General features: G+C 34.4%; 13 protein-coding genes. 10 read left to right on the top strand and 3 right to left on the bottom strand.

Annotated elements, in window-relative coordinates; genetic code table 11:
* Positions 1 to 32: 32 nt before the first annotated feature.
* Together rnpA and rpmH are read right to left on the bottom strand one after the other, a co-directional pair.
* Positions 33 to 374 carry a ribonuclease P protein component gene (rnpA, locus tag GMD78_RS07025; protein ID WP_155668121.1) on the bottom strand — a complete coding sequence of 114 codons (342 nt, stop codon included), beginning with the start codon at positions 372 to 374 and terminating at the stop codon, positions 33 to 35.
* 132 nt (positions 375 to 506) lie between these two features.
* Positions 507 to 641 (bottom strand): 50S ribosomal protein L34, encoded by a 135-nt coding sequence (gene rpmH, locus GMD78_RS07020; protein ID WP_019377820.1) that lies wholly within the window; start codon positions 639 to 641, stop codon positions 507 to 509.
* Between the two features lie 745 nt (positions 642 to 1,386).
* Here rpmH and dnaA point away from each other — a divergent pair.
* The 9 genes from dnaA (at position 1,387) to GMD78_RS06975 (ending at position 13,562) form a co-directional block, all read left to right on the top strand.
* Positions 1,387 to 2,733 (top strand): chromosomal replication initiator protein DnaA, encoded by a 1,347-nt coding sequence (dnaA, locus tag GMD78_RS07015; RefSeq protein ID WP_155668120.1) that lies wholly within the window; start codon positions 1,387 to 1,389, stop codon positions 2,731 to 2,733.
* 185 nt (positions 2,734 to 2,918) lie between these two features.
* The gene (dnaN, locus tag GMD78_RS07010; RefSeq protein WP_155668119.1) at positions 2,919 to 4,055 is read left to right on the top strand and encodes a DNA polymerase III subunit beta; all 1,137 of its coding nucleotides are present in this window, start codon (positions 2,919 to 2,921) and stop codon (positions 4,053 to 4,055) included.
* Between the two features lie 384 nt (positions 4,056 to 4,439).
* Positions 4,440 to 4,664: a S4 domain-containing protein YaaA gene (gene yaaA / locus GMD78_RS07005; protein WP_155668118.1), complete on the top strand. Its 225-nt coding sequence runs from the start codon at positions 4,440 to 4,442 to the stop codon at positions 4,662 to 4,664.
* Positions 4,665 to 4,721: 57 nt separating this feature from the next.
* Positions 4,722 to 5,840, top strand: coding sequence for a DNA replication/repair protein RecF (recF, locus tag GMD78_RS07000; protein WP_155668117.1), 1,119 nt, complete (start codon positions 4,722 to 4,724; stop codon positions 5,838 to 5,840).
* Between the two features lies 1 nt (position 5,841).
* Positions 5,842 to 6,120 carry an extracellular matrix regulator RemB gene (gene remB, locus GMD78_RS06995; protein WP_155668116.1) on the top strand — a complete coding sequence of 93 codons (279 nt, stop codon included), beginning with the start codon at positions 5,842 to 5,844 and terminating at the stop codon, positions 6,118 to 6,120.
* 27 nt (positions 6,121 to 6,147) lie between these two features.
* On the top strand, positions 6,148 to 8,067 hold the full coding sequence (gene gyrB / locus GMD78_RS06990) for a DNA topoisomerase (ATP-hydrolyzing) subunit B (protein ID WP_343042174.1): 1,920 nt from the start codon (positions 6,148 to 6,150) through the stop codon (positions 8,065 to 8,067).
* 440 nt (positions 8,068 to 8,507) lie between these two features.
* Positions 8,508 to 11,033, top strand: coding sequence for a DNA gyrase subunit A (gyrA, locus tag GMD78_RS06985; protein WP_155668115.1), 2,526 nt, complete (start codon positions 8,508 to 8,510; stop codon positions 11,031 to 11,033).
* A gap of 136 nt (positions 11,034 to 11,169) precedes the next feature.
* Entirely contained in the window at positions 11,170 to 12,270 is a 1,101-nt protein-coding gene (locus tag GMD78_RS06980) for an HD-GYP domain-containing protein (RefSeq protein WP_155668114.1), read from the top strand.
* 77 nt (positions 12,271 to 12,347) lie between these two features.
* The gene (locus GMD78_RS06975; protein ID WP_155668113.1) at positions 12,348 to 13,562 is read left to right on the top strand and encodes a carboxylate--amine ligase; all 1,215 of its coding nucleotides are present in this window, start codon (positions 12,348 to 12,350) and stop codon (positions 13,560 to 13,562) included.
* A gap of 717 nt (positions 13,563 to 14,279) precedes the next feature.
* Here the strand turns inward: GMD78_RS06975 and GMD78_RS06970 are convergent.
* Positions 14,280 to 15,239, bottom strand: coding sequence for a YaaC family protein (locus tag GMD78_RS06970; protein ID WP_155668112.1), 960 nt, complete (start codon positions 15,237 to 15,239; stop codon positions 14,280 to 14,282).
* A gap of 174 nt (positions 15,240 to 15,413) precedes the next feature.
* Between GMD78_RS06970 and guaB the strand changes: the two genes are divergently transcribed.
* Complete coding sequence (guaB, locus tag GMD78_RS06965) at positions 15,414 to 16,883, top strand: IMP dehydrogenase (RefSeq protein ID WP_155668111.1); 1,470 nt, start codon at positions 15,414 to 15,416, stop codon at positions 16,881 to 16,883.
* Positions 16,884 to 16,983 lie beyond the last annotated feature (100 nt).

The following is a 16,983-nucleotide window of genomic DNA, read 5'->3' as shown; positions in this document are numbered from 1 at the left end:
GTACTAGATTCTATATTAAACTTAATAAGGAATTATTTTTTTAACAAACGCTCTTTCATTAATAAATGAGTTAAACTCTTTTTTATTTCATGAAATTCCATATTACTGGTTGGCTGTCTTGCAATAATCACGATATCATAATCAGGTTTAATTTGCGTCTCAAGTTCATGAAAAGCCTGACGAAGAAATCTTTTTATTCGATTTCTTGTGACGGCGTTTCCAATTTTCTTCCCAACTGAAAGACCGACCCGGAAATGATCCTGATCAGAACTCTTCCTATAGTATATAACAAGCTGACGATTAGCAAAGGACTTTCCTTTACTAAAAATCTGTTGAAATTCTTTATTATCCTTTATACGAAACGCTTTTTTCATTTATATCAATCACCTTATGCTATCACCAGTATGTAAAAAAGTAAGCAGCTGGGATCCAAACCTACTATCTCCCATTTTAAACCACTGCTTACAATCTTATTCGTAAAAAAGACCACTGATTATTTCAGCGGCCTATGCAGACAATACTTTTCTTCCTTTACGACGACGACGAGCTAAAACTTTACGTCCGTTTTTTGTGCTCATACGTGTACGAAAGCCATGTACTTTTTTACGTTTACGGTTATTTGGTTGAAACGTTCTTTTCATTTATCTTGCACCTCCCAAAAGGAACACTTAAATATCCAAATTTTAAAAACTGGCATACGCCAACTTTTATGACGGTTAGCCTATTGCACTTATGCAGGATATGAAAGTTTTTATATTCATATCTGTCAAATAAAACGTCTATCCATTAGACAGTCTTTGTAATTATACTTAAAACCGCCCCAATCTGTCAACTTCTACTTTAATTTTTCTTATCCACAACCCTTTGTTCTTAATTTTTTTCTCGTTTTTCATTATCCACAATCCCTATCTACAAGATAATCACAAAATATAGTAGTGTGGATAGATCTTGTCTACAATAGGTGGAATTTGTGGATAAGTGTCGAAAAAACATTGCAGATCAAGGTTTTTTTTGTTATTATTATTGTGTTTTAACATGTTAGTAAATAATTCAGCTATAATAGTTATACACAGAATGTGGATAACCTGTGGACATTCATTCACACCCTTGTTTATGTACTTATTAACATAAATGTGGATAATGATGATAACTCCATGCTTCTTTTTCTATACCTATATTTGATATCCACATTACTTTTTAATAGAAAAAAGCAAAATAACATGTAGCTTTCTATCTTTATTTCTATTGATCAAGCTTACAAGAAGAATATAAGATAGGTTTTTTTCGTCTTTTTTTTTCTATGGACGAACTATTTCTATATTATTTATATCTATTCATTATTATGATTACATTTTTGAAAATTATTGTGAGAGGGGTGAAACCAGCTTGGAAAACATCGGTGATTTGTGGGACGCAACACTCAAAAAGATTGAAGAAAAAATTAGCAAACCAAGTTTTGAAACATGGTTAAAAAATACGAAGGCAGAATCACTAGAGGGAAATACGATTACCATTAGTGCCCCTAATGAATTCGCTAGAGACTGGTTAGAGGAACAATATACTCAATTAATTTCAACCATTCTTGAAGAAATTACAGGTGCCAATCTAACCATTAAATTTATTATTCCTGATTCCATTCATGAAGAAGAAGTGAATCCCGAGCCAAAAAAAGTAACTCGGGTTAATGATGACCAACAGGATACTGCTAAAACGATGCTTAATCCAAAATATACATTTGATACATTTGTCATTGGATCCGGTAACCGTTTTGCACATGCTGCATCACTAGCTGTTGCAGAAGCTCCTGCTAAAGCATATAATCCATTATTCATTTATGGTGGAGTTGGTTTAGGAAAAACCCACCTGATGCATGCGATTGGTCATTATGTTAGGGAACATAAAAAAGATGCAAAAGTGGTTTACTTATCATCTGAGAAATTTACCAATGAGTTTATTAATGCAATCATGGATAATAAAACCATTAATTTTAGAAATAAATACAGAAATGTTGATATCCTGCTAATAGATGATATTCAATTCATTGCTGGTAAAGAATCAACACAGGAGGAATTTTTCCATACCTTTAATGCGCTTCATGAGGAAAATAAACAAATCATCATATCTAGTGACCGACCTCCAAAAGAAATTCCAACTCTTGAGGATCGACTCCGCTCACGTTTTGAATGGGGATTAATTACAGATATTACTCCACCTGATTTAGAAACGCGAATTGCTATTTTAACAAAAAAAGCAAAAGCAGAAGGACTAGATATTCCTAACGAAGTTATGCTCTATATTGCCAACCAAATAGATACAAATATTCGTGAGCTTGAAGGTGCATTGATCCGTGTCGTAGCATACTCTTCATTAGTTAATAAAGATATTGATGCAGCACTAGCTGCTGACGCATTAAAGGATATTATTCCAAGTAGCAAGCCAAAGGTCGTAACCATTAAAGGCATAATGGAAGTAGTCGGAGAAAAATATAATGTAAAGATTGATGATTTTCTGGCAAAGAAAAGAACAAAGTCAATTGCATTCCCAAGGCAAATAGCTATGTATCTTTCTCGTGAAATGACGGATTTCTCTCTTCCTAAAATCGGAGAAGAATTCGGTGGCCGCGATCATACTACTGTTATTCATGCTCATGAAAAAGTATCTAAAATGATGGAAAAAGATACGCTCCTTAGTAAGGAAATAGATGAAATCAAAGAACAAATTAAATCCATTTAATCTGTCCACATGTGAATAACGTGAATAAGAGGTACAACCTTATGAACAGTTTATGCACATGTGGATAACCTTGTTTCATAAAGTGTTTTTATACTTATCCACATAATCACAGGCCCTATTATTATTATTACTATTTTTTTATTAATAAAAATAAATATATATAACTTCCACATAGGAGGATTTTGATGAAATTTATAATTCAACGTAATCAATTAATCGCAAGTGTTCAAGATGTAATGAAAGCAATATCTAGTAGAACAGCAATTCCAATTTTAACTGGAATGAAAATTGAAGTTAAACAACATGGAATTACGTTAACTGGTAGCAATTCAGATATATCTATTGAATCTTATATTCCTGCTGAAGAAGATGGAATTGTAAATGTAGAGAATATTGAAGAAGGTAGTATTGTTCTTCAGGCTAAGTATTTCCCGGATATTGTAAAAAAACTACCAGAACAAACAGTAGAGTTTGAAGTAGACGAAAACTTAAAAGTTACCATTCGATCTGGTAAAGCAGAGTTTAATTTAAACGGACAAGATGCAGAAGAGTATCCACATCTCCCAAAACTACAAACTGATGATAGTTTTGAAATGCCTATTGATATTCTAAAAAGCTTAATCAAGCAAACTGTATTTGCTGTATCTACAATGGAGACAAGACCTATATTAACTGGGGTAAATGTTAAATTAAATAATGGTCAATTAAGCTTTACTGCTACAGATAGTCACCGCTTAGCATCACGTGAAGTAACAGTAAAAGCAGATAATATTAGTGATCTAAGTGTTGTTATTCCAGGAAAGAGCTTAAATGAGTTAAATAAAATACTCGATGATACCGAAGAAACAGTAGAAATTAGCGTAACGAATAATCAAATATTATTTAGAACAAAGCATTTAATTTTTCTATCACGTATTTTAGACGGAAATTATCCTGAAACATCTAGATTAATTCCAGAGCAAAGTAAAACAACAATTCAAGTAAATACAAAAGAATTACTCAATACAATTGATCGTGCTTCTTTGCTTGCAAAAGAAGAACATAATAATGTTGTTCGTTTAACAACCATGGATAATAATGTTGTTGAAATTTCAAGTAATTCACCGGAAGTTGGTCGAGTAACAGAGGAAATTACCGTACAATCCTTTGAAGGTGAAGAATTAAAAATCTCCTTTAGTTCAAAATATATGTTAGATGCTTTAAAAGCGGTGGAAGTAGATGAGGTGAAAATTAATTTCACTGGCGCAATGAGACCGTTTATTATACGTCCTTTAAATGATGAGTCTATTTTACAGTTAATTCTTCCTGTAAGAACGTATTAAAACTAAAAAGTGATTCCATAAGAGCTCTTATTTTACGAATGATAAGAGCTCTTATTTATGACATGGAAAGTAATGAATGCGCAGTTTCTTGAAATAGTGGTTGGTGGCATTTATACCGCTATGGAAATACACTTCGCTTTCCCGCAGGAGTCTACGTGTATTTCCTTCGTTTGGATTGTGTTCCACAATCTAAATTGTATCTTTTATTCCGAAACATATACATTTTAGAGTTAATCCAAATCATGGGTTCCTAAAATTATTCATTTTAAGCGTATATAAGGGCTTTTTATATAATTATAGTATGTTTCCTTTCCTAAACCTAAAAACTTTAGTAAAATATATATATGAACTTCTGAACCCTATCAAGGAAATTTGGTGATAAAAATGCATGAAAAAATTGAAATTAACACCGACTATATAACATTAGGGCAATTTGTAAAGCTTGCTAATGTTTTGGATTCTGGTGGAATGGTTAAGGCTTTTCTCCAAGACCAAGGAGCAATAGTAAACGGAGAGTTAGATCATCGTCGTGGAAGGAAAATATATCCTGGAGATGTTGTGGAAATAGAAGGGGTAGGATCCTATATTGCGATGAAAAAGGGAGAATAACCAAGTATATTATGTCGATTTTAACGGAAAAGTTTTCCGTGTAAATGAGGAATTTGCATGCATATTGAAAGTTTAAAATTAAGAAATTACCGTAACTACGATCAGTTGGATATTTCCTTCGATGATAAGGTAAATGTCATTATAGGGGAGAACGCACAGGGGAAAACAAATTTGATGGAAGCTATCTATCTTTTAGCATTTACCAAATCTCATCGAACACCTCGAGAAAAAGAGCTGATAAAATGGGAAACAGATTATGCTAAAATAGAAGGTAGTATAACGAAGCGAAATCAAACGTTTCCCCTGGAAATTGTCATTTCAACAAAAGGAAAAAAAGCAAAGCTTAATCGGTTGGAACAAAAAAGGTTAAGTGACTACATTGGTTCGTTAAATGTAGTTATGTTTGCCCCTGAAGATTTGTCCTTAGTGAAAGGATCTCCACAGGTGCGTAGACGGTTTATAGATATGGAACTAGGACAGATTCAACCAACATATATTTATCATCTTGGTCAATATCAAAAAGTATTAAAACAACGAAATCATCTTTTGAAGCAAATGCAATACAAAAAAGAAGATCGTACAATGATACGTGTTATGACAGAGCAATTAGTTGAACATGCATCAACCATATTAGAAAGAAGATTTGTTTTCTTAGAACTTCTTCGTAAATGGGCAAGCCCTATTCACCATGGAATTAGTCGTGAGCTAGAAAAGCTTGAAATAAAGTATTCTCCTACAATTGAAGTATTAGAAGGCGCAAATAAGGAGAAAATAGAAGCTATCTACTTAGAAAAATTCCATGAAGTGGAAACTAAGGAAATTGAACGGGGAACAACTTTAATTGGACCGCATCGTGATGATTTAATTTTCTATGTCAATGGTAAGGATGTTCAGACGTACGGTTCACAAGGACAACAACGAACAACAGCATTATCTGTTAAGCTCGCTGAAATAGAATTGATTTATAACGAGGTTGGTGAATACCCAATTCTTTTACTTGATGATGTGTTAAGTGAATTAGATGATTTTAGACAATCCCATTTATTAAATACGATTCAAGGCAAAGTTCAAACATTTGTATCCACCACTAGCGTAGATGGTATTAACCATGAAACATTAAATAAGGCAGAACTGTTTAGTGTTACAAATGGGAATGTAAGGAAGGTGGAAGGATAAAATGTTTATTCATATTGGAAATGATAATGTCATTAGATCTGATGATATTATTACGATCATTGACCAAAGCGTTGTCTCTTCTTCTTCGATCATGGAAGAGCTGATGACTAATAAAGAAAAAGATATTGTTGGGCCATCTGAGGATGTTAAGTCCGTTGTGATAACAAATAATAATATTTATTTAAGTACGTTGTCTATTACGACACTAAAGAAACGTGCAAGTATGATATCGACAATAAGCAAGCTCGATGATTATTCTGAAGAGCTTGAGCTTGAATAAATCGCAAAAGGAATGTAGGTGGAACTAGTGGAAGAAGTTGTTAAGAATGAACAATCTTATAATGCCGACCAGATACAGGTTTTAGAAGGTTTAGAGGCTGTTCGTAAAAGACCTGGTATGTATATTGGTTCAACAAGTGAGAAGGGACTTCATCATCTAGTATGGGAAATCGTAGATAATAGTATTGATGAAGCTTTAGCAGGTTATTGCGATCATATTCAAGTAATTATTGAAAAAGATAATAGCATAACTGTTAAAGATAATGGCCGTGGAATCCCAGTTGATATTCAGAAAAAGACTGGTAAACCAGCAGTAGAAGTTATTATGACAGTACTGCATGCTGGTGGTAAGTTTGGAGGCGGAGGCTATAAGGTTTCCGGTGGTTTACATGGTGTTGGTGCCTCTGTAGTAAATGCATTGTCATCCAATCTTGAGGTTTACGTTCACCGTGATGGGAAAATTCATTTTATCGGCTTTGAACGTGGTGTTCCACAGAATGAAATTAAAGTAATTGGTGAAACAGATGTAACTGGTACAACAACACATTTCAAACCAGATCCTGAAATTTTTACCGAGACCACAACTTATGATGTAGAAATATTAATTCAACGTTTACGTGAACTAGCCTTTTTAAATAAAGGAATTAAAATTACGGTTGAAGATAAACGTACGGATTCTGAACCACAAACATTCTACTATGAAGGTGGAATTGCTGAATATGTGGAATTTATTAACCGAAATAAAGAAGTATTACATGAACCATTCTTTGCTGAAGGTGAAGATCAAGGCATTGCTGTTGATGTAGCGATTCAATACAATGATGGGTTTGCAAGTAATATTTATTCATTTGCAAATAATATTCATACGTATGAGGGTGGCTCACACGAGTCAGGATTTAAAACTGGTTTAACTCGTGTTATTAATGATTATGCACGTAAAAATAATTTATTTAAAGAAAGTGATCCAAACCTAACAGGTGATGATGTACGTGAAGGTATGACTGCTATCATCTCGGTTAAGCACCCAGATCCACAGTTTGAAGGACAAACCAAAACGAAGCTTGGAAATAGTGAAGTACGTGCTATTACCGATTCGATATTTAGTGAAATGTTCTCTAAGTTTCTCTATGAAAATCCATCTGTGGCAAAAATAATAGTGGAAAAAGGATTAATGGCTTCTAGAGCTCGTGCTGCAGCCAAAAAAGCACGTGATTTAACTCGTAGAAAGAGTGCCTTGGAAGTATCTAATTTACCGGGTAAACTAGCAGATTGTTCATCCAAAGATGCTGAAATAAGTGAATTATATATTGTTGAGGGTGACTCTGCAGGTGGTTCAGCAAAACAAGGACGTGATCGTCACTTCCAAGCCATTTTACCGTTACGTGGTAAAATCCTAAATGTCGAAAAAGCACGTTTAGACCGAATCTTATCTAATAATGAAGTACGTTCAATGATTACAGCATTAGGAACAGGTATTGGAGAAGATTTTGATATCACAAAGGCTCGTTATCATAAAATTGTCATTATGACAGATGCAGATGTCGATGGTGCTCATATTCGTATCTTACTATTGACATTTTTCTATCGATTTATGCGTCCATTAATTGAACATGGCTATATTTATATTGCCCAACCACCATTATTTAAAGTGCAACAAGGTAAAGCTGTTCATTATGCTTATGATGATAAGGAACTTGATCAGATTTTAGAAGAAATACCAAAAACACCTAAACCTGGATTGCAACGATATAAAGGTCTTGGAGAAATGAATGCCGAACAATTATGGGAAACTACGATGGATCCAGAAAATCGTACATTACTTCAAGTAGAGTTAAAAGACGCAATAGATGCAGATCATATATTTGATATGCTGATGGGTGATAAAGTAGAGCCACGTCGTAACTTTATAGAAGAAAATGCTCAATATGTAAAAAACTTAGATGTTTAAAATTTTATCCCGCATGTAACGGGCAGTAAGACCCCCAATTCAAGACTTTGAAGTGAATAAGGATAAGTGGGGGATGAAGAAAACCCCCACTGAATGAAGTTTCACTTTATCTAATGACTTTGCCATTTATGAGAGTTTTTTAGCAGATAAGAAAGTCTAAGCTTTCTTATGCTTCATACGCGCAATTAAGGCTTTGAAAAAGCCAAGTGTTCTAAAGATGGCAGTTTTGGACTGTACTTTATTTTTGAGTTTAAGATATATAAATTTTGGCCATGTTCCATTGATAAACGGAACAGCCATGTCTAGCTCCGGCGCCTAGCGATTAGCGAAGGTACTACATGGGAGATACTATATTACCTTTTATGTAGGTGTAAGTTTTCCCTCACCTCCGTACGTCGCTAACCGTGCGCTTACGCTTTTCTTAATAGGAGGTTTAATTAATGGCGGATCAAGAACGTCGAAGTGTTCAAGAAATAAATATAAGTCAAGAAGTTCGTACGTCCTTTCTTGACTATGCAATGAGTGTTATTGTCTCACGTGCCTTGCCAGATGTAAGGGATGGAATGAAGCCCGTACATCGAAGAATATTATATGCAATGAATGATCTAGGTATGCATGCAGATAAGGCTTATAAAAAGTCTGCTCGTATTGTAGGGGAAGTTATCGGTAAGTATCACCCACATGGTGACTCAGCTGTTTATGAAGCAATGGTTCGTATGGCACAGGACTTCAGCTATCGTTACATGCTTGTTAACGGGCATGGAAATTTCGGTTCTGTCGATGGCGACTCAGCTGCTGCGATGCGTTATACAGAAGCAAAAATGTCAAAAATATCGATGGAATTATTACGAGATATTAATAAAGATACCATTGACTATCAAGATAACTACGATGGTTCGGAAAGAGAACCAATCGTGTTCCCTTCTCGTTTTCCAAATCTATTAGTTAATGGTGCATCTGGTATTGCGGTTGGGATGGCTACAAATATTCCCCCACATAACCTTGGAGAAACAATTGATGCAGTACTTGCTGTAAGTAAAAATCCTGATATTACTATTGATGAAATAATGGAGGACTATCTACCAGGACCAGATTTTCCTACTGCAGGTATCATTCTTGGCAGAAGTGGAATTCGTAAGGCATATGAAACTGGTAAAGGATCTATTACTGTTCGAGCGAAAGTAAATATTGAGGAACAAGCAAATGGAAAATCAACGATATTAGTTACAGAATTGCCATATCAAGTGAATAAAGCGAAGTTAATTGAAAAAATCGCTGAATTAGTACGTGATAAACGGATTGATGGAATTACTGATTTACGAGACGAGTCTGACCGTAATGGTATGCGAATCGTAATGGAGCTACGTCGTGATGTTAATGCAAATGTTTTATTAAATAATTTATATAAATTTACGGCTATGCAAACAACGTTCGGTATGAATACACTTGCTCTTGTTGATGGACAACCAAAAGTGTTATCTATTAAAGATTGTTTAGTGCATTATCTTGAGCATCAGAAGGTAATTATTAAGCGTAGAACTGCTTTTGAATTACGAAAAGCAGAAGCTAGAGCACATATCTTAGAAGGACTTCGAATTGCGCTTGATCATTTAGATGAAGTTATTTCATTAATCCGTAATTCAAAGACTGCAGATATTGCTAGAGATGGCTTGATGGAGCGATTTAATTTATCGGAAAAGCAAGCACAAGCAATCTTAGATATGCGCTTACAACGTTTAACAGGATTAGAACGTGATAAAATTGAAAATGAATATAAAGAGCTTATTGAATTGATTGATGAATTAAAAGCAATTTTAGCAAGTGAAGAAAAAGTATTAGACATTATTCGTGAAGAATTAACGGATATAAAAGAAAAATATAATGATCCAAGACGTACAGAAATAACAATTGGTGGCGCTGATTTCTTTGAAGATGAAGATTTAATTCCAGAAGAAAATATTGTTATTACCTTAACGCATCAAGGATATATTAAACGATTACCATCTTCTACGTACCGTGTACAAAAACGTGGTGGTCGTGGTATTCAAGGAATGGGAACCAACGATGATGACTTTGTAGAACATTTAGTATCAACGTCTACCCATGACACGATTCTTTTCTTTACAAATAAAGGAAAAGTTTACAAGGTAAAAGGATATGAAATTCCAGAATTTAGTCGTACAGCAAAAGGGATTCCAATTATTAATCTATTACAAATAGAAAAAGAAGAATGGGTGAACGCAGTCATTTCTGTTAATGAATTTAGTGATGATTGGTATTTCTTCTTTACGACGAAACAAGGTATCTCTAAGCGGACACAGCTCTCCCAATTTGCTAATATTCGTAAAGGTGGATTAATAGCACTAGGATTGAGAGAAGATGATGAGTTAATATCTGTACGATTAACTAATGGAACAAAAGATGTCATGATTGCAACGAAATTCGGCTATCTCATTCGTTTCCCAGAAGAACAAGTAAGATCAATGGGACGAACTGCATCTGGTGTTAGAGGTATTTCACTACGTGAAGATGATGAAGTAGTTTCAATGGAAATATTGGAAGAAGGATTACAGATCTTACACGTGACGAATAAAGGGATAGGTAAACGCACACCAGAAGACCAATATCGTATAACGAAACGTGGCGGTAAAGGTATTTTCACTTGTAAGTTAAATGATGATACAGGACATGTTGTGTCAGTAAAAGCTGTAACTGGTGAAGAAGATATTATGGTGATAACTGCTGCTGGAGTATTAATTCGAATTCCAGTAGAAGGTATTTCTCAAACAGGTAGAAATACACAAGGTGTTCGGTTAATTCGACTACAAGAAAATGAAGAAGTAGCAACAGTTGCAAAAATAGAAAAAGATGATGAAGAGATAGAAGAAGTAGAAGCAGCACAAGAAGCAGAAGCAGTTGGATCTGATTCAGAAGAAATAGAACCTGAACAAGATCAAGAAGAATAAAAAATTAAAATGAAAGGTGACTTAATGGGAACAAAGACGAAAGCGCTCTGGAAATATACGGATAGCGTGGCTGTTGTTTCCATAAGTCACCTTATTTCATAGGGGATAAAATAGTTTAAAGACAAGGGGGATAAAAATGCGAGTTAGTCCTTCACAATTAGTACATGGCTGTGTTTTATTAAAGGATGTAGTAGGGAAAACAAACCGACCCATAATACCTAAAAAAACAGTGTTGACAAATAAACATATAAACGTATTAGAACGATTTTTAGTAGAAAAAGTAGAAGTATCCGAACGGTTACATGACGGTAAAGTATACATACCTAAGCCAGAAAGTAAAAAGGAAGAACATGTAATGGAGGAACATAAAGAAATTGATATCTCTACATTTTCATTTAAAGAGCATTACTTCTATGTAGTTGAAAATTATCAAAAACTCTTTGATAACTGGCGAAATAACGCACCGATTGATATGTTAGTGGTACGTAATCTAGTTATTCCTTTAATTGAACGGATGGATGATATCGGCTCTGCTATATATAGCTTACATAGATATACAAATAAAATAGATTATTTTTATCATCATAGTGTCTCTGTCGCTATTATAGCTGCATTTTTAGGGAAGAAATTGGGATATGAAAAAGGAGAATGGATCCAACTTGGGCTAGCCGGTTTTCTAAGTGATGCTGGAATGGCAAAACTAAGCCCAGGGTTATTTAAAAAAGCTGGTTCTCTAACTCATTCAGAAAGAGCAGAGATGATTAAACACCCTACGTATTCGTATCGTCTATTAGAGCAGAATTCATCGGTGTCCTATGCAATTAAGTTAGCAGTATTACAGCATCATGAACGAATAGATGGTAGTGGATATCCACTTGGTTTGTCCAAAGATAAAATTCATCAATATGCTATGATTATAGCGGTATGTGATATATATCATGCGATGACCAGTGACCGAATTTATAAAGAAAAACAATCTCCTTTTAAAGTAATTGAAGAATTACAACGAGAACAATATACCAAGTTAGACTTAACAGTTGTTCAAACATTTATTGAAGCACTATCCAACTTCTCTATTGGAACAACCGTAAAACTATCGAATAGTATGATTGGGCAAATCGTTTTTATGGATGATAAATCCCCAACTAGACCTATTGTTAAACTTATCGAACAGGATTCTATCATAAGTTTAAAAGACGAAAAAGATTTATTTATTGATGAGATCGTAAACGAGTAAAAAATTTCGAATGACTGTTAGTGAGTTAAATAGAATTTTAGGTGATATATTTAAAGCTAGGAGGATTATGATAGAAGATGAAAAATTTGGATTTCATTCCAATTATTGTTGGAACCGATATAAATGCCTATAATATGGCTATTTCTTTTCATGAAAAATATGGGGTTAAACCGATATTAGTAGGTAAATTGCAAATGGCGTTCACCCATTATAGTTCTGTAATTGATAAGATAGAAATTCATCCTGATTTATCTGAGGATGAGCATTTTGCTCCAATCATGTTGGATTTGGCGAACCGATATAAAGAAGAAAATAAGAAATTGTTATTGGTAGGTACAAATGACGCATATGTCCGGTTAATTATTGAGCATAGAGAACAATTAAAGGATGTTTTTGAGTTTAATTATATTTCCGAGGATTTAATGAATAAGCTACAAAATAAATCTAATTTTTATAAATTGTGTAAAGCGTATGGAATAGAAACCCCTATTACATTCTTTTATGATTGTAGTGAACCAACACCATTTGATGAAACGATGAATTATCCAGTTATTATTAAACCAAGTAATAGTATTGAATATTATAAACACAAGTTTGCTGGTCAAGAAAAGGTTTATCGTGTTCAAACCAAAGAGGAAGTTCAGCAAGTTATTGATAAAATTATTCAAAGTGGATATCAAGATGAGCTAATTATTCAGGATTATATTCCTGGTGACGATACGTATATGTGGGATTCAGTAATATATGCAAGTTCAAAAGGAAAAACACAATTAGTTAGTTTTGGACAAGTTGTACTGCAAGAACATACAGCTACAGCAATTGGTAATTATACGGCTGTTGTTTCTAGGTATAATGAGGAAATGATGAAAAAACTACAGGATTTCTTAGAAAAGGTTGGCTATGTTGGTTTTGCTAATTTTGATATGAAATACGATACTCGTGATGGTAAGTTTAAAGTATTTGAAGTAAATATCCGTCAAGGAAGATCTAGCTATTATGTAACCTCACTTGGACATAATATGGCAGAATACCTAGTTGATGACTTGATCTATAATAAAGAGAAGCCACTTACTTATTTGAAAGAGGAATTTTTATTTACAGTCGTTCCTAAAATTGTTCTTCGTAAGTTTGTTAAGAATGAAGAAGTTCAAAAAGATGTTAAACGCCTAATACGAAGAGGCAAATATGGTAATCCATTATTTTATAAAAAAGATAAGCATTTGATAAGAAAAATATACCTATTGCTAAGACAAATAAATTACTATCGCAAGTATAAAAATAGTTCATGGTAAAATGTGAGTGATTGTAAATATTGTCATTGCTTGCCTTATAGATTGGTGAAGATTTTATATAGAATTCCTAGTAACTTGAAAAGATGGTTGGTGCGTTTATACCGCTCCGAACATACACTTCGCTTTCCGCGGGCGGCTGGTGAGCCTCCTCGTGCTGGCGCACTGTGGGGTCTCACCGATGCCTTTCTTCCCGCAGGAGTCTTCGTGTATGTTCTCCGCTATGTAGTGCTATGCAATTTTATAACATCTCTCTTTTAAGTTTGGTGCGATGTCATGCTGTCGAAGTTTTCCTTGGTCTTGCGATTGCTTCGAAGTATAGTTCCTCGGCGCAAGGGCAATGAAGCATATTCAAGATGCTCTCTGGCTGTGCCCTTTCTCACGGTAAAGTAGACACTGTGATAGTGACTAAAAGGAGCTTGAACAGCTGTCGCTCTTGTGCTGGAAGTGGAAGCGAAATGTATTTTTGGAGCGATGTCAAGACCAGTACATTACTTCTTAAATTTTTCCTAGTTTCATACCATTAGTTACTGCGCTTTTTACATCTACTTTATATAACAACGAACGCAAAGGTAAAAAAACCTTTGCGTTTTCTTATGGTTGTACTATTTTTTGTTTCGTAACGAAAGGGTCTTTCTAGGCAGATAGGAAATTTTATACTTTTCTATCCTGTATAAGTGCAACTAATTTTTTTTAAAGGCATGGAAAAAGCCAAGTTTTTTAGTGACTCTGTTTTTTATCAAGAAGCCAATTCCCTAGTAAGTAACGCGCTTTATCGGCTACATTCGTTAAATAATAATGAATCGATGCATAATCAAAATCATATTTTGTAGAAAATAGCTCTCCCCAATACTCCGTTTCATAACGGCTAACCATACTTAAATTATATAAAAGCAAATAATGGATCAATACCTCAGGAGCCTTAAGGAAATACTCCCTTTCAATCGGAAAATAAATCTCATTTCTATCTAAGTGTAAATAAAATGGACCATTAGCAGGAACTAAAGGCTTTTTCACATGTACCTCTATAACATCATTTGTTTTTTCTACTGATTCAATAGATGGTAAATAGGGACGAATCCGATTAATAAAGGACTTTTCCGTTAGATAGTAACTATCTAATAACGTGGAAGGAAAATATAAAGTAGTTAAACCTAGATTACCAATTGAAATACATTTGGGTTGCTGTTGACATACATAAAAGTCATTCATTTCAGGTACTACCCCAAATAAAATATCCATCTGAATTTTTGTGAATGGTGAGTTTGATAAATGAAATAAGTGCTTAGAAGAATAAGTAAATAATCCATTTTGCTGGATTTTTACTTCATCAAGCAAAAACGAATAATCCTTTCGCTTTCGTTTTCTTGCTGATACCCCATGTGCAAGAATAGAGGTGGATTCCGGATAATCTGGTCGATTTGTTACAAGACATGCCTTTAGCATATGTACGAGGCCATAGAAGTATAAGATTGGTCTAAGTCTTATATCAACCTTTTCTGCTTCTGAGAAAAATAGACCTCCTTCCTCCAAATAGTATAAAAACTTCCCACTGTTTTCAAAGCTCTTTTTTTCGGCATCAACATCGTTTAATTGTTTATAGCAATTATGTAAAAAAACTTGCGCTGTTTCTTGAGATTGAAGATATACAAAGAATGTATCAATTGCTTTCTTATTCATATTATATCCCCTTTTAACAATTAAAAAGATTTAGAATCTATTTACTTTTTATTTCTAAGAAACACATATTGAAAAAGTAGTTGCGTTAACGTATTCTAAATAACAATAGATATACCTATATAGTTTACTCAAAGCTTGATTGAATATACAAAATATAAAATGAGGAGGAGAATCATGCGTGAGGATAAGTTTGTAAAAGAGGGGTTAACATTTGATGATGTTTTATTGGTTCCTGCAGAATCAGAAGTTTTACCAAGAGATGTTCAAGTTAGTACGATCTTAAGTAAGAATTTGAAGTTGAATGCTCCTTTAATTAGTGCTGGAATGGACACTGTTACAGAAGCACCTATGGCTATTGCAATGGCAAGACAAGGTGGCCTTGGAATTATTCATAAGAATATGTCTATTGAACAACAGGCTGAAGAAGTAGATCGTGTAAAACGCTCAGAAAGTGGAGTCATTACCAATCCATTTTTCCTCACTCCTGAACACCAGGTTTTTGATGCAGAGCATTTAATGGGTAAATTCCGCATATCTGGTGTACCAATCGTAAATTCGATTGAAGAACAGAAGCTAGTAGGTATTATAACGAACCGTGATTTACGTTTTATTCAGGATTATTCCATTTCTATTTCTGAAGTAATGACTAATGAAAATCTAGTAACTGCTCCAGTAGGAACGACATTAGAAGAAGCGGAAAAATTACTTCAACAATATAAAATTGAAAAACTTCCCCTTGTTGATCAAGATGGCGTTTTAAAAGGATTAATCACTATTAAAGATATTGAGAAGGTCATCGAATTCCCTAATGCAGCAAAAGATGCTCAAGGAAGATTACTAGTTGGGGCTGCAGTTGGTGTTACTGGCGATGCTATGAAGCGGATTGAAAAATTAGTGGAATCAGGTGTGGATGTTATCGTTATTGATACCGCACATGGTCATTCAAAAGGTGTTATTGATCAGGTAAGACGCGTACGTGAAGTATATCCGACTCTGGATATTATTGCTGGAAATGTAGCAACAGCAGAAGGAACAAAGGCATTAATTGAAGCAGGAGCATCCATCGTAAAAGTAGGTATTGGACCTGGATCTATTTGTACTACACGTGTCGTAGCTGGTGTTGGCGTTCCACAAATCACTGCTGTTCACGATTGTGCAGTAGCTGCTGCAAAATATGGTATTCCGGTTATAGCAGATGGCGGAATTAAGTATTCTGGTGATATTGTAAAAGCACTAGCTTCTGGTGCACATGCTGTCATGTTAGGTAGTATGTTTGCTGGAGTGACAGAAAGTCCTGGAGAAACAGAAATCTATCAGGGAAGACAGTATAAAGTATATCGCGGAATGGGTTCTGTCGGTGCCATGAAAGCTGGATCTAAAGACCGTTATTTCCAAGAATCATCAGAAACGAAAAAACTTGTTCCTGAGGGTATTGAAGGTCGAGTACCTTATAAAGGACCATTAGCAGATACATTCCATCAATTGATTGGTGGGCTGCGATCTGGTATGGGATATTGTGGAACAGAATCAATCGATTCATTACGTAATGATGCACGTTTTATTCGCATTACAAACGCTGGCTTACGTGAAAGCCATCCTCACGATGTACAAATAACAAAAGAAGCTCCGAATTATTCGGTGTAAATCAATTTGGATAATTGATGAATATTTTCCTTTTTTTGGAGATAGATAGGGATATTTCCCTGTCTATTTTTTTATAGTGTTTTATGATAAAATAACAAAG

It is taken from the genome of Ornithinibacillus caprae (assembly GCF_009728145.1).
In the GTDB taxonomy this organism is placed as follows: Bacteria; Bacillota; Bacilli; order Bacillales; family Amphibacillaceae; genus Ornithinibacillus; species Ornithinibacillus caprae.
This window is presented reverse-complemented; position numbering and strand designations above follow the sequence as displayed.

Excerpts from the sequence above, each read along its gene's own strand:
- rnpA (WP_155668121.1), bottom strand. The coding sequence starts at position 374 with ATGAAAAAAGCGTTTCGTATAAAGGATAATAAAGAATTTCAACAGATT.
- rpmH (WP_019377820.1), bottom strand. The coding sequence starts at position 641 with ATGAAAAGAACGTTTCAACCAAATAACCGTAAACGTAAAAAAGTACAT.
- dnaN (WP_155668119.1), top strand. The coding sequence starts at position 2,919 with ATGAAATTTATAATTCAACGTAATCAATTAATCGCAAGTGTTCAAGAT.
- yaaA (WP_155668118.1), top strand. The coding sequence starts at position 4,440 with ATGCATGAAAAAATTGAAATTAACACCGACTATATAACATTAGGGCAA.
- recF (WP_155668117.1), top strand. The coding sequence starts at position 4,722 with ATGCATATTGAAAGTTTAAAATTAAGAAATTACCGTAACTACGATCAG.
- remB (WP_155668116.1), top strand. The coding sequence starts at position 5,842 with ATGTTTATTCATATTGGAAATGATAATGTCATTAGATCTGATGATATT.
- gyrA (WP_155668115.1), top strand. The coding sequence starts at position 8,508 with ATGGCGGATCAAGAACGTCGAAGTGTTCAAGAAATAAATATAAGTCAA.
- GMD78_RS06980 (WP_155668114.1), top strand. The coding sequence starts at position 11,170 with ATGCGAGTTAGTCCTTCACAATTAGTACATGGCTGTGTTTTATTAAAG.
- GMD78_RS06975 (WP_155668113.1), top strand. The coding sequence starts at position 12,348 with ATGAAAAATTTGGATTTCATTCCAATTATTGTTGGAACCGATATAAAT.
- GMD78_RS06970 (WP_155668112.1), bottom strand. The coding sequence starts at position 15,239 with ATGAATAAGAAAGCAATTGATACATTCTTTGTATATCTTCAATCTCAA.
- guaB (WP_155668111.1), top strand. The coding sequence starts at position 15,414 with ATGCGTGAGGATAAGTTTGTAAAAGAGGGGTTAACATTTGATGATGTT.